Source organism: Flavobacterium piscisymbiosum (assembly GCF_020905295.1).
Lineage (GTDB): Bacteria > Bacteroidota > Bacteroidia > Flavobacteriales > Flavobacteriaceae > Flavobacterium > Flavobacterium piscisymbiosum.
In genome coordinates this window covers 2,313,573-2,328,419 of the sequence record NZ_JAJJMM010000001.1, presented here as the reverse complement: position 1 = coordinate 2,328,419, position 14,847 = coordinate 2,313,573, and the positions used below count along the sequence as shown (strand labels likewise).

Annotated in this window: 11 protein-coding genes; 4 read left to right on the top strand and 7 right to left on the bottom strand. The window is 32.0% G+C overall.

What is annotated here, in order from left to right; genetic code table 11:
• Window positions 1-312: 312 nt before the first annotated feature.
• Window positions 313-879, bottom strand: a complete 567-nt coding sequence (locus LNP81_RS10330) for a hypothetical protein (protein ID WP_230035571.1) — start codon at window positions 877-879, stop codon at window positions 313-315.
• Window positions 880-1,374: 495 nt separating this feature from the next.
• Entirely contained in the window at window positions 1,375-3,387 is a 2,013-nt protein-coding gene (locus LNP81_RS10325) for a M13 family metallopeptidase (RefSeq protein ID WP_230035569.1), read from the bottom strand.
• Between the two features lie 491 nt (window positions 3,388-3,878).
• On the opposite strand from LNP81_RS10325, the gene LNP81_RS10320 reads away from it, so the two are divergent.
• Window positions 3,879-5,426: a S41 family peptidase gene (locus tag LNP81_RS10320; RefSeq protein ID WP_230035567.1), complete on the top strand. Its 1,548-nt coding sequence runs from the start codon at window positions 3,879-3,881 to the stop codon at window positions 5,424-5,426.
• A 226-nt stretch (window positions 5,427-5,652) separates the two neighbouring features.
• Here the strand turns inward: LNP81_RS10320 and LNP81_RS10315 are convergent, their stop codons facing one another.
• Window positions 5,653-5,958 (bottom strand): hypothetical protein, encoded by a 306-nt coding sequence (locus tag LNP81_RS10315; RefSeq protein WP_230035565.1) that lies wholly within the window; start codon window positions 5,956-5,958, stop codon window positions 5,653-5,655.
• Window positions 5,959-6,212: 254 nt separating this feature from the next.
• On the opposite strand from LNP81_RS10315, the gene LNP81_RS10310 reads away from it, so the two are divergent.
• Together LNP81_RS10310 and LNP81_RS10305 are read left to right on the top strand one after the other, a co-directional pair.
• Window positions 6,213-6,701, top strand: a complete 489-nt coding sequence (locus LNP81_RS10310; protein WP_072959598.1) for a DUF1761 domain-containing protein — start codon at window positions 6,213-6,215, stop codon at window positions 6,699-6,701.
• A gap of 114 nt (window positions 6,702-6,815) precedes the next feature.
• Complete coding sequence (locus tag LNP81_RS10305) at window positions 6,816-7,961, top strand: peptidogalycan biosysnthesis protein (RefSeq protein ID WP_230035563.1); 1,146 nt, start codon at window positions 6,816-6,818, stop codon at window positions 7,959-7,961.
• Between the two features lie 40 nt (window positions 7,962-8,001).
• Here the strand turns inward: LNP81_RS10305 and LNP81_RS10300 are convergent, their stop codons facing one another.
• From LNP81_RS10300 to LNP81_RS10290, 3 genes are all read right to left on the bottom strand, one after another.
• Window positions 8,002-9,393: a hypothetical protein gene (locus LNP81_RS10300; RefSeq protein WP_230035561.1), complete on the bottom strand. Its 1,392-nt coding sequence runs from the start codon at window positions 9,391-9,393 to the stop codon at window positions 8,002-8,004.
• 18 nt (window positions 9,394-9,411) lie between these two features.
• Window positions 9,412-10,317 (bottom strand): hypothetical protein, encoded by a 906-nt coding sequence (locus tag LNP81_RS10295; protein ID WP_230035558.1) that lies wholly within the window; start codon window positions 10,315-10,317, stop codon window positions 9,412-9,414.
• Between the two features lie 167 nt (window positions 10,318-10,484).
• Window positions 10,485-11,354 (bottom strand): diacylglycerol/lipid kinase family protein, encoded by an 870-nt coding sequence (locus LNP81_RS10290; RefSeq protein WP_230035556.1) that lies wholly within the window; start codon window positions 11,352-11,354, stop codon window positions 10,485-10,487.
• A 66-nt stretch (window positions 11,355-11,420) separates the two neighbouring features.
• Between LNP81_RS10290 and LNP81_RS10285 the strand changes: the two genes are divergently transcribed.
• Window positions 11,421-12,383 carry an App1 family protein phosphatidate phosphatase gene (locus tag LNP81_RS10285; protein WP_230035554.1) on the top strand — a complete coding sequence of 321 codons (963 nt, stop codon included), beginning with the start codon at window positions 11,421-11,423 and terminating at the stop codon, window positions 12,381-12,383.
• Window positions 12,384-12,903: 520 nt separating this feature from the next.
• Here the strand turns inward: LNP81_RS10285 and LNP81_RS10280 are convergent.
• Window positions 12,904-14,817, bottom strand: a complete 1,914-nt coding sequence (locus LNP81_RS10280; protein WP_065449499.1) for an ABC-F family ATP-binding cassette domain-containing protein — start codon at window positions 14,815-14,817, stop codon at window positions 12,904-12,906.
• Between the last annotated feature and the right edge of the window lie 30 nt (window positions 14,818-14,847).

Genomic DNA, 14,847 nt, shown 5'->3' with positions numbered 1-14,847 from the left:
CGCCGCGGCGGACACAGGTTCGAGTCTTCGCCGCGGCGAACTACTAAGTAAAACTTCAGAGAAATCTGGAGCTTTTTTTATGGAATAAATTTCAGCTCGCCGGGCTTACATCCGCCGCGGCGGACACTGGTTCGAGTCTTCGCCACGGCGAACTACTAAGTAAAGCTTCAGAGAAATCTGGAGCTTTTTTTGTTTTAATCCTCTTTATCAACGTCTCGTTGCGTTCACGAGCGGGACGTTCGCGGCAGCAGGAGGGATAAAAACTCTTTGATTTACCTTTATTTTGTTTTTCAGATATAAATTCCTTTATTTTTAATTAGTATTCATATCAAAATCAGTCCAAATACTATCGTCAAATAGTAATTTTTCGTTTTTTATCTCCTCATTTGTAAAACGTATTGATTTCTCCTTTTTGTTATCAAATGAAATAAATTTAAATTCTACATAGTCAATAGGTTCGTCTTTACAATAATCTACAGAAAAAAACAAATAACCTACTTCGGGAGAATCCTTTTTTAGAATACTTAAGTTATTCAAAAAAGTATTGTCTGGAACATTTAGCTTTTTGAAATTACCATCAATATTGAAAACGACTATTCTATTATTTCTTGAAGTTGAAATAATTTCAGAACTTGATTTAAATTTTATTTTTAAATCGATATCTTTTAATAAAAAGTCTTTATTTGTAGCAACAATTGATAATTTATACAAAAAAAATATTTGAGTTTTATCTTTGTTTGTATTATTGTACGAACTAATTATTTTACCTTCAATTTTTTGCTCTTTTAAATTTTCAAGAATAATAGGTAGCCAGGCTAATGCACCAATTAAACCAATTATTAAAGTACTCCAAAATTTAAAATCATCGCTAAGTCTCATGTTTTTTTTAGTTTTTATATGTTAATTTCCAGCAACGTCAGTCTGTAAAAAAACTTCCGTTTAGTTAGAAACAAATATAGTAAAACAGTAGTATTATAACAGGATTTTTCGTGTTTTTTTAAGAACACAACATATTACAGACATTCCCCTTCACCATCTACATTTTATAATTTGCAAATTACTCAAATTATTTCAATCGTTCTATAGTTCAAAGCAGAGTGGCTAATTTTTTTCTACAAACAAATTATCATAATATTTAAAATTAAGATGCACATTTCAAAATACCGTAATGATCTAAGATAAACTGGCTAGATATTCGAATGCTTCTTGCTACTAAGAGAAAAGCTTCAGAGAAATCTGAAGCTTTTTTGGTTTAAATTACAGCGCAAAAAGTTTAGAGCCTTTTATAAAAAATACCGTTTCCAAGAAACAAAAAACTGCGCAAAGTCAGAAACATTTGCGCAGTTTTTCATGGTCACACTTCGAAGAACGAAATTACCAAATTGTTATTCTGTCTTTCTTCGGTACAAACATTTTATCTCCGGCTTTTACATTAAATGCCTCGTAAAAAGGTGTAGTATTCATTAGAGGACCATTAACACGCCAATTTGGTGGAGAATGCGGATTATTGTTAATCCACAAACGCAGGAACTCGTCTTTCATTTTTACTCTCCATATTTTGGCTATAGAAATAAAGAAGCGTTGGTCTGGAGTAAAACCATCAATTTTTATATTCCCTTTTCCTTGTTCGGTCATTTTAAAAGCATCATAAGCAACTGCTATTCCGGCAATATCAGCCGTATTTTCGCCCACTGTCATTGCGCCATTAATATGTAAATCTCCTAAAACGGTATAGGTACTGTACAAATCGATAACCTGTTGTATTCTTGATTTAAACTTTGCATAATCCTCTTTTGTCCACCAGTTTTTCAAGTTACCATCCTTGTCATATTGAGCACCCTGATCATCAAAAGTATGAGTTATTTCGTGACCTATAACCATTCCAATACCGCCGTAGTTTAGTGCATCATCTGCATCATTATCAAAATATGGAGGCTGTAAAATACCTGCAGGAAAAACAATTTCATTTGCGGTAGGATTATTATATGCTGTAACTGTTGGAACTGTAGTATACCATTCTGATTTATCGACTGGTTTGCCCAGTTTTGCCAATTGAAATTGATATTCAGCTTTAGAGGCCGAAACCATATTCTCAAAATAGGTATTTCTGGCTATATGTACATTACTATAGTCTTTCCATTTATCCGGATATCCTATTTTCTTAGTCATGGCTGCCAATTTTTCTTTAGCTTTTTGTTTCGTGCCAGGACTCATCCATTCCAATTTATCAATTCTTTTGGCATAGGCTTTTTGTAAATTATTCACCAGAACTAACATACGTTTTTTGGCATCTTCCGAAAAATATTTCTTTACATACAATTCACCCAATGCTTCACCTAAGTACGTATCAAGCACATTAGCCATTTTTTCTCCACGTGTTTTTTGAACAGCCTGACCAGAAAGTACTTTGGTATACTCAAATGAGGCATCTGCAAAAGGCTTACTTAAATCATCTGCATATCTTTCAAGAGAATTTGCTTTTAGGTAAATTTTCCAATTATTAATAGGAATGGTTTTTAAAAGCTTATTAAGGGCATCATAATAGGCCGGCTGTCCCACATTAATAGAATCTGTTTGAGCACCTAAAGTATTTAAAAAAGTAGTCCAATTGATGTTAGGATGTTTTTTTACAAGATCTGTCACAGCCATTTTATTGTAATTTGCCTGCACATCCCTAAGTTCAACTTTTGTTTTATGCGAAACGGCAAGTTGTTTGTCTATATCGTAAACCAAATTAGCATTCTTGTTAGCCTCTTGAGCATTGCTGCCTGTTTGCTGAAATAATGCAGCAAGGTATTTTTTGTACGCTTTCTGTATGGCAACAGTTGATGAATCTGATTTCAAATAATAATCTCTGTCAGGCAAACCAATACCTGTTTGATAAATTTGTGCAATGTTCATACTGCTATTTTTATCATCAGGTCCCACTCCAAAACCTATAATAGAAGAATTGTTTACTTTTTCTTCATTAACAACAAAGTTCATTAAGGACGGCAAATCGCTAATTGCTTCAATTTTGGCAAGTAACGGTTTTATAGGTGTATAACCGCGTTTGTCGATGGTTACAGTATCCATACCTGATGCATAAAAGTCTCCCACCTTTTGTGCTATACTTCCTGCTGAATTCTTGCTTTGCGAAATACTGTCTAATATTCCTTGCAGGCGCATTCGTTGTGGATAATTCATAAACATATAGGCACCAACTCCGGATTGAGATGCAGGTATTGATACAGAATCGTACCATTTGCCATTTACATATTTAAAAAAATCATCACCAGGCCGCAATGTGGAATCTATTCCAGTAATAGCAATATTTTTTTTCCCTTGATGTTTTGAGCACGCTGTAAAAGCTAAGAATGCAATGAAAAGCATTAATGATTTTTTCATAATCTAGATGATTTCTATTAAAAATAAACTGACAAACGTTTGAAAGAGATATATTAAAATGTATATACCTGGCATAGTTAATTTTAGCACAACAATATACGAATTCAGTTTTTAATTCTAAAGTTTTGTTAAAAATACTATTTATAAAAGTCAGAATTATAAGCCGTTATTTATCATAAATGTGTTAAATCAGGCATAACGTTCTGGGGCTAAGGTGGCTTTAATCCTAGATTAATCTGAAGTTTTTTTGTTTAATTCACAGCTACTTTAAGAGTATTGCAAGATGTTTCTTCTTTTTTATAAAAACTCTTCTAAATAAAAACAAAACACTATTAATCAACACATTAAAAACCAATCTCTAGCTAATTTTATTGCTTTTTATTGATCTATTTAAATTATTTTCCTTTGTCATAATGCAAATTTTATCTTATTTTTATCACAAAACTAACATAAAACCAATTATCTACTACAACCTATAGCCACATGTAATTATGAATAATAAAAATCTAATATCAATTTTTACATTATTATTTTTCTTTTCCTGTAAAATTCAGGCACAAGGATTTGATAAGAACGCGAAGGATAGTTTAATGCTGTACAATAAAATGCTTTCAGAAAAACAGATGCATCAGGATCTTAAAATACTCCTTGCTATAAATGAAAAAGCAAATTCCGGATTATATCAATACCACTCTAAAAAACAAATAGACAGCATTTATAACACTACCATTAAAAGTATTAAAAAACCTATGAGCACTACTGATTTTTACAAAATAATGCTCCATCTGGCAGATTACGAAGGAAGTGCACATAATTACACTATCCCTGATCTCGACTTAATAAATTTTCTTAATCGGCAAAAATCATTTTTTCCATACCCTCTTATTTATGTTAACGGACAAATTATTTTCGATGGTCAATCATCAGACATACCACCCGGTTCGAGAATAAGAAGCATAAACGGCATAAATGATGCACAATTAATGCGATCTTTTTATAAATATTATACAGCAGATGGTTATAATATTACACAAAAAAAATCTGCCAGTGTCAACAAATCGTTTGGGATAAACTATCTGCTAGAATATGGACTTTGTAATGAATTCATTATAGAATATAATTCACCAAAATCTGAATCTCTTGAAAAAAAGATACTTCCTGCGGTAACGCTGAAGCAAAGAGAAGCAAACATTAAAAATAGATTTAGTGCTCCTGTTACGGACTTGATAGATTACAAAAAGCAGTCTCCCTATAGCTTTCGCGTGCTTAATCCAGCTACAGGTTTATTAAACTTAAGATGGTTTGGCATGGCATACGGATCTGACGATCCTAAGTTTGAACCCTATGTTCAATTTTTGGATAGCGTTTTTACAGAACTGGACAAAAACAAGGTTTCTAATTTGATAATTGATGTTAGAAATAATCCTGGCGGTAGTGACCCAAACTTTGAACAGCCTGTAATGTACTTAACAGATAAACCATTCAAAGAAAATGTAAAAGCTACTATAACATTCGACCCTCACTTTTTACCTTTCGAGAACTATTTCTGGGGTGTTTCAACATCACAAAGAATGGATAGTGTTTCCAAAAAAATGGGAAAAGAATATCTAAAAGATGTGTATCCGGTTTTTAAAAATAATATAAGCCTGCAAAACCAAAAATACAATCCGGTTTATTATCCTAAATCACCCGGTTTTAAAGGCAATGTTTATCTTTTGATTAATGAAAATGTAGCATCAGCAGCTTCGCATTTTGCTTCTTTGGTAAAAGCCTATGTACAAAATGTAACCATAGTTGGTGTAGAAACCGTTGGCGGTTACTATCGTCACAACGGGCATTCGCCATTGGTTTATGAACTTCCCAATTCGAAAATAAAAACACAATTTTCAATTGTAAATCTCGTACAGGATGCCCCAAAAAAGGATAATCAACCAGAAGGCCACGGTATTATGCCAGACTATGAAGTATGGCCCTCTCTAGATGATTTTTTCCAACATAAGGATACACAAATGGAATTTATACTTAAGCGCATAAGATAATTTGGATTTTTTGATACTTCCCAAAACCGACAAAAAGCTCCGGAGAAATCTGGAGTTTTTTTAGTTTAAAAACAATTCATTTTTTTTGTTATTCTGATGTGAAGCCAAAAAATCGCAACTTATTAGTATAACTTTTTGATTTCTTTGCTGGTAAGCCCGAAAAAATCCACAAAAAAAGACCATTCAAATGAACAGTCCTTTTTATATTTTAATGAAAAGAAATAGCTTAAGCCATAAACAAGGCATATTTGTTATAATTATACAAAACCTGATCGTAAGGTACTAAAGGAGTTGCTACTTTTTCTGATGAAGCATTAAATACAATTCCGTTATGCTTTCTAAACAAATAAATTTCTTTTAGGCAGTTCGATAAACTTTGATGAATTGATGTTGTAAAAGTTGGCAGTTTCTTATCTCCTACCAATAAATCGATTTGATAATTAGAGCTGCTTTTAGACAAATTGTTCCCTATAATTCTTATTGTAAATGTTGTTGTTTTTCCGTGTTGTTCACCTTGATATTGTACTACCATAATTTTGCTATTAAAAGGTTAGAATATTTTTATCATTTTATTTGATTATGCAAATTGATGAATTAAAGTTATGAAAAAAAAGCAAATTCTTAAAAAATTAACTCTTAATTATATATTATTTTTTTATCCGAAGAAATAACAAATTTCAAACCTAAATAGAAGAACAATATTCCTCAAAACTATTACATCATATAAACAGTAATTCTTTTACTTTTTTGTTTAAATTTGAACAACTAATCTAAAAACCTAATCTCATGGAAATGAATTTCTTACCCTTTTTTATTTCAGCATTAATTACGCTTGTAACCGGTTTTATCTGGTACAATCCTAAAGTATTTGGAACTGTCTGGATGCGAGAAGCCGGACTAACACCCGAAGCGCTGAAAAACGGAAATATGATTAAAATTTTCGGACTCACCTACATCTTTTCCTTAATGATGACGATGATCATCTCAGCATTAACAATTCACCAGTCCGGCGCAGTAGGAATGGTTGGAGGACCGCCTTTAATAGAAACTGCAAAACCTTCCTTCGCTGCTTTTATGGCCGATTACGGAACTGCGTATCGTACTTTTAAACACGGAGCTCTTCATGGTTTTATATCCGGTTTATTCTTTGCTTTTCCAATGTTGGCTATCAATGGTTTATTCGAAAGAAAATCCTGGAAATACATTTTTATCAATTCAGGATATTGGATTTTAACCTTAACGCTTATGGGCGGAATTATATGTGCATATGCATAATGACAAAAATGCAACCCGTTTGAAACAAAATCAAACGGATTTTTCTTAATAATAACTTAAACGAAGTGAGTTATTATAAATATTATCTAATTTTGAAAAAATTAGCGCACACTTTTGAATACAACTTATTCTTTTCAAATCTACAACAGCACATCATCATTGCCTTTAGAATGGAATTCGCTGGCTGTAAATAATATTTTTTTGACCAGAGAATATCTCGAAGTACTGGAAAATTCTTGTCCGGTAAATATGATTTGTCATTTTATTGGAATTTTCAACGAAGATAAATTAGCCGGGATTGTCCTGACCCAATTTTTATTTGCAGAAAAACTGGATTCTTTTGGAGAACGCGATCAGTGCTTAAAAACTTCTGTGCGTAATTTTGCTTTCAAAAATTTTGCATCGCATGTATTATTCGTGGGCAACAATATGCTTACGGGACAAAATGCCTTTGCTTTTGATAAAAATGTAAAACAATCTAAGGCGATAAAAACACTTCATAAAGCAATCAACCAGCTTAAGAAAGACCTGAAAGCGAGCGGAAAAAAAGTACATATTACCAGTATAAAAGATTTTACTGCTTCAGAGATCGAACCACTACAAGCTGAATTCAAGAACAACTATACTTTTTCGACCCAGCCTAACATGATTTTTGAAATCAATAAAAACTGGACGGCTGAACAGGATTATATTGATGCTTTATCAAAAAAATATCGTGATCAATACAAACGTGCCCGCAAAAAAGCTGACGGAATTCAAAAACAAAAAATGTCTCTGGAAGATATTAAAAAATACGAAGATGTTATTTATGATTTGTATTTTCATGTGGCTAAAAATGCACCTTTCAATACTTTTTTCTTAGCGCGAAATCATTTTAGTTTTTTTAAAGAAATCATGAAAGATAACTTTTTGTTTTACGGTTATTTCTTAGACGAAAAACTAATAGGTTTCAACACGTTGATTAAAAACGGAAATACAATAGACACGTACTTTTTGGGTTATGACGAAACCATTCAGCGCGAAAAAATGTTGTATCTGAATATGTTATACGACATGATCGCGTATTCAATCAATCAGGGTTTCTCTAACATTGTCTTTGCCCGCACTGCACTTGAAATTAAAAGTTCAGTAGGCGCAAAACCCCTAAAAATGTACGGACTTATCACACACAGCAATGCTTTGATCAATCATAACATTGCTAAATTATTCAATTATCTTGAACCCAAAATCGATTGGCAGGAAAGAAATCCGTTTAAATAATTAAATCCATTATTATACCAAATTAGATAGGATTTCCTTTTTATAAATCATCAAATAAAATTCCTTTTTTGTTCATCCAGCCTCCGGTATGATTCCTTCTTTTATATCTTATATAGTTATAACTAAAAAAATCAATAGTAGTAAAACGCATCGTATTCACCTTAAAATCTTTATCATAAAAATCCATTTGATTGTTTTTGTTTAAAATTACAAAACCATTTAATAAATAAATTTTATCATATTTTATAGGTACTATTTCTTTCAAAGTGATAGTGTCATTTTGTTGTTTAAATGCATAAAGTCCTTCCTTTTTATTTTTTATTAATATCACTCGATCATCAAAACCACCATTCACAGAATAATCCATAATCTTTTTACGGCTTATAAAAAGCAGCGAATCAAATTTTATTTTAGAGTCGATAAAAATATTTTTAGGTGGCGATGTGTACCCACTAATAATTTCTGCATCGATAATTTCTCTAATTCTGTTCCGTTTTATACTTAATATATGTCTTGTAACAGTTCCACAGCCAAAAACCTGGTCATTGTAAAATGTAGGGGTAAAAAGACGAGTGTCAATTTTTTTAATTTTGTTTTCTGTCAAAATCTCTATATTCCCAGATCCTTGATAAATATCACGGTAGGTAAAAGTGCTGTCTAATACAAAATCAGAATTGTAGAATTTTACAGTCTTATCATCGGTCGTAACAAAATGTTTGCTATTGTAATACTTTAATGGCAAGTCATCCAAGATCTTTTGATTGCCTTTAAAAACCGTATAATTGTTGTCTTTTCTTATTTTAAGAGTATATTTTCCTATTTCAAAATAGCCTGTTTCCATATTAACAGCATTTTTATCCTTTATAGAAAATTTAAGGCCATAAGTATTATAATCACTTTGCAAATCCAGAAAACTTGTTTTTATCTCATTATCTTTTTTATAAATCAAACCTAGATATGAAGACCAATAAATAATTTTATTATTGGCCATGACCATTTTATGTATTTCATCTTCTTTTTCCTTTTCTAATTTCCAAACCTTATTCTTTCTTATTATTCTACAAACCAAAACACTATCATTTTTCAAGAAATAAAAATGTTTCAAATGAGGCTGATCCACAAAGTAAACTTTGCCTCTAAACTCTTTTAACAAATCAAAATCACTATCCAAATCAGAGAGTTTTATCGCATCCATACTGCCATAATATTCTTTGCCTATAGAATCTACTTTTCCTGTAGCATAAACATTGAATATATTACCATGAAAGAAATTGCCACGACTTTGAGTAAACCCTTTTTTCTCAATTTTATAAAAACAAAGCGTGTTACTATTTACTTGGCAATAATCGTAGTTTGTGATGTCCGTAACTTTGTTTTGTGCCTTCATGATTGTCACAAAAACAAATAGAATTAAGAGAAGTTTATTTTTCATTAATAATAATATTATCCGCTAATCTTCTTGTTCAGCATTTTGAATTAAAGCTTGCATAATTACTATTCTTTCCTCAAGAGTTATTTCATTAGTTAATTTTTCTTTTTGCTTTCCCATTACACTATCATCCATATAGCCTGTATTTGTAGCCCTTTCGTACGCCTCAGTAAAATCATAAGAACTAAAATACTCGTCGTCTTCATTTTTGCTTAGTATGACCTTCATTTTATTAATATAAAATTGTCTAACTTCTTCGGGGAATTTTTTCGAAATCAATTCATAATAGCTTTCATTTCCCTTCAAAAAATTATCTTTAGCCAAGATTAATTGTTTCTCGGTTAAGACTAAAGTATCTGATTTTAAAACTTTTACTTGTCTATAATAATTTATAAAGTCATACCTAGGCAAATCATTACACTTCAAATAATAGTCAATACTTTTTCCATAACGTTCTTCTGGCGATTTTGAATTTTCAATTTCTTTTACGTTTTTTATTTTCTCAATTATACTTTTCCAGTCAGAATCACTTTTCGAAAGATTCGCCAATAGTGTCAGTTTCTTTTTTTCTTTTTTAAAGAATAGAATACAATAATATTTTCTGTTAGCTTCCAAGATCTCTCCAAAACCGCAGGATCCTCCATTCATCATATCGCTACCATAATAGTCATTTTCACTTTGAGGGCAAAAAATTTCTTTATCTATAAATTTAATATTGGAATCATTTTTTATGATTTCCTCATAATTATTTACTTTAATATATCCGGCTTTAAAATGGTCATTAATATACTTATTTACGTAATCAAAATCTGAATATTCAACGAAAAGGATTAAATGGCTATTCATTGTCAAACTTCTCAAATCAACACTTTGAGAATGTATTACACTCTGAATCAGAATGAAAATTGTAAAAAATATTTTTTTCATTATTAATAAATATATGACGGGGTTATTATAAAAAACTAAAATACTTTTTTACATTTAAAAACTTACTTTTTTAGTAAAGATCTTTCCCTTTTTATTAACCCTTGTATAAATTTCAACCCTAAACCGATTTTTGTCCTTGTTTTTTCTTTCAAATTAAAACCTCATTTTTATGGCACCGCAATTTTCATTTGTTTGTGCAGAATATGGATATCTAACGAAGTTTGCGCGCCGCAATATTCCCCATCAATTTGAAAATTAACCGGATAATTGGTTTTTATAGTCGCTTTGTCTGTCGAAATAATTACAATATCATCAGAATCAATTGGCATATTTCCGGTAATGATTTTTCCGAGTAATAATAAATCGAGGCTTTTTAGGATAACCAATTCAAATTTTCCGTCGTTCATTGCTCCATTTGGATTAATCGTCACGCCAGTTCCGTACTTTTTAGAATTGGCTATTACAATCATTCTTGCCGTATGATCCACAGTTTCTTTGTTTGCGGTAATTGTGGCAACAAAAGGCTCGTTTGAATCAGCAAGGGTATTGTATGCCTGTAAAGCATATCCCCAAATTCCTCTCAGGTTACTTTGTTCGTAGTTTTTAACCAAATCGGCATTAAGGCCAATATCGCTTAAATGAATACTTTTTTTGCCGTTGATACAAATCATGTCCATTTCGATATAACGGCTTAAAAAGGCAATTTTCAGGTTCTCCTCAATTGTAGTGGGCAAATTAAGATCTACAGATAAACCATTTGCCGAACCAGCAGGCAAAATGCCAATAATGACATCAAACTGTTCTACTGCTTCGGCAACCATTTTTATAGTTCCGTCGCCTCCCGCTACTACAATTCGTTCGGGTTGGTATTGGTTATAAAGCGATTGTATTTCTTTTTGGTCACTTTTGCCTGTGGTTTCATAAACTTCCAGGTCAAAATTATTCGTAGTTGCAAACTCCTCTACGGCCTCAATCAAATCTGATTTATCAAGGTCTCCGGAAATAGGATTTACAACAAATATGATATTCTTTTTCAAAGTTTTATTTTTAAAGTCAATTAAAATAATTAATTTACAGCATCTATCTATAAATATACGCAATTAATGAAACCAATTTTACAATTATATCGAGGTTATGCCAATGAAGAAGAATTAATTGTAATGGGCCATGTTTTTAAAAGAACGTATGATTATGATTTTCAGAAGAAAAACTTAAAAAATGCGCGTTCAATTATTAATCAGTTTAGAATAAAAACGCTTGAAAATTTTGATATTTATCTAAAGTGTGGTAATCAGGAGATTCATACCAAAACATTGGATGACGGTTATTTTAAATTTTGCATTCCGCTTGAAACTGAAACCAATTTTGGATGGATGGAATATGAAGTGAGCATTAAAGATGAAAATGAAACCATAACCGAAAAAGGCAGCTTTATAAGACCTCATAAAGGAAAACTAGGAATTATATCTGATATTGATGATACTTTTTTGATTTCGCATACTCAGAATTTCTTTAAAAAAATCTATATCCTTTTATTTAAAAATGTAAATGATCGTAAAGTTTTTACAGATGTTGTACCACATTATCAGGCTTTGAGTTCAGCCGGAAGAAACAACAAAGAAGAAGAAAATGCTTTTTTCTATGTTTCAAGCAGCGAATGGAATTTGTATCGTTTTATTGTAAAATTTACTAAAATACACAAACTCCCCAGAGCTGTAATTTTATTGAAAGATATTAGAAGAGGCATCACTGACTTTTTTATGAGCGGACGCGGAAATCACGATCATAAGTTTGATAAAATAAAACACGTTCTGGAGTTCTACCCTAACCTTAAATATGTTCTATTAGGTGATGATTCGCAACATGATCCCGTTTTGTACGAACGAATCTGCAAAATATTTCCCGTTACCGTAAAAGCGGTTTATATCAGACAAACTGGTAAACATCAAAAAGAAGCCACTAAAAAAATCATGAAAAATCTAGAGGCTTTAGAGGTTTCTGTTTGTTATTATAAAGATAGTAGTGAGGCTATTATGCATTCTAAAAGTATTGGGCTTATTCAGTAGTTTTTTTTGCTGAAATGTGGGATGTGAAATACGGGATGTGAAAATGCTGTTGATATTGGCACACGGATGACGCGGATTTTAACGGATTTTTTTTCTTTTGTTAATTGCATCTCATTTTTGTCAATTTCAACGGAGGAGAAATCGCACAAGGAATTCCACAAATAAAATCGTCAATCTTTGTCGATCATCGAGTGTGATCTCTCCATTCGGTCGAGACGACAAACTTTGTAAAAACTGTTGACTGAAACTGAAAACTGCGACTGAAAACTTTACCTCCTAGCCCAGATTGAAGAGGAAAGCCCGGAGCAAAAAAAACTAATTTTTCTTGCCAGAAAACAGCGACCAACGGAAGCTCGTTTTATGGCTTAGAAAAATAGTTTTTTTTTTGCGTCCCGATAGCTATCGGGATGAAACGGAAAGCTGGAATAGCTTCTAAAATTTAAACATAAAAAAACCTTTGTCAAAGCTTAAAAACTTTAACAAAGGCTCTAAAAAAACTGTGACTGTGACTGAAAACTAATTAAGCATTAAAATTATCAATCTCTTCCTGAACAACTTCCCAATCGAGAAGTAGTTGATCTAAATCTTTTTTCTTTTTGTTGTATGCGGTGAAAAAAGAAGCATCTTCGATATGTTTGTCATAATTAGAAAGCAACAATTTATCGTCATGCTGAATGTCTTTCTCTAATTGTTTGATCTGACTTTCGACTTTACTTAATTTGTTTTGTAATGCTTTACCTTTTTTCTGATCTTCGTAAGAAGTTTTATTACTTTCTTTGGGAGCAGCGGCTTTTGCCACATCTTTTTTCTCGACTTCACGCATGTTTTCGAGATTTCGTTGCTCTAAGAAATAATTGATGTCTCCTAAATATTCTTTTATTTTTTGATCTTTGAATTCGTAAACTATATTCGACATTCCCTGAAGAAAATCCCTATCGTGAGAAACCAATAATAAAGTTCCGCCAAATTTTTGAAGTGCTGCCTTAAGAACGTTTTTAGATTTAATATCTAAGTGATTCGTAGGCTCATCCATAAGCAAAACATTGATAGGCTGTAACAACAACTTACAAAGTGCCAAACGGTTACGCTCGCCTCCTGAAAGTACTTTTACTTTTTTCTCGACATCATCGCCACGAAACAAGAACGATCCTAACATATCACGAACTTTCGATCGGTTGGTATCCATTGCCGCATCTTCCATTGTTTGAAGCAAGGTGATTTCACCATCCAGGTATTCGGCCTGATTTTGGGCAAAATAACCTAACTGTACGTTGTGCCCTAATTTGATATTTCCCTGGTACTCAAACTCGTTTACAATGGCTTTAATAAAAGTTGATTTTCCTTGTCCGTTTTGTCCAACAAAAGCAATTTTGCTTCCACGTTCTACTAATAAATCAATATCTTTTAAAATAACTTTATCTCCGTACGCTTTAGTCACATGTTCTGCTTCAACCACTACTCTTCCTGGTTCTTTTGAAACGGGAAAAGAAATATTCATTACAGAATTGTCGTCTTCATCAACTTCGATTCTTTCTACTTTATCTAATTTTTTAATCAACGATTGCGCCATTGAAGCTTTTGAAGCTTTTGCACGGAATTTCTCGATTAATTTTTCTGTTTCTTCAATTTTCTTTGCCTGATTTTTTTGAGTTGCCAATTGCTTCTCGCGAATTTCATGACGTAATTCTAAATATTGAGAATAAGGTTTATTGAAATCGTATGCTTTTCCTAATGAGATCTCGATGGTACGATTCGTAACATTATCAAGGAACATTTTATCGTGCGAAACGATTACTACAACTCCGGGATAATTACGAAGAAAACCTTCTAACCAAATAATACTTTCGATATCTAAGTGGTTGGTAGGCTCATCCAGCAATAAAACATCATTAGATTGTAATAATAGTTTAGCCAGCTCGATTCGCATTCTCCAACCTCCTGAAAATGTTTCGGTTTGGTTATTGAAAACTTCTCTTTTGAAACCTAATCCTAAAAGAATTTTCTCTGTATCTCCCACATAATTGTAACCTCCAAGAAGTTCAAAACGATGTGTATAATCAGATAAATCTTCGATGATCTGGCTGTATTCTTCGCTTTCATAATCGGTTCTGGTAACCAATTGATGATTGATTTGTTCTAGTTTTTTTTCAACAATTTTTATCTCTGTAAAAGCTTCATAAGCTTCTTCAAGAACAGTTCGCCCTTGCTCAAAATCGATATCCTGACGTAAAAAACCCATTCTGATATCTTTCTCCTGAGAAATAACTCCAGAGTCTGGAGCAAAATCTCCTGCTAACATTTTAAGCATGGTAGATTTTCCTGCACCATTTTTCCCGACAAGTCCAACACGATCTCCTGCACCTAAACGAAAAGTTACTTCTTCGAATAAATAAGTACCACCAAAAGAAACCGATAAATTGTGTATATTAAGCATGTAATGTTATTTTATAACTAATTGATTGTG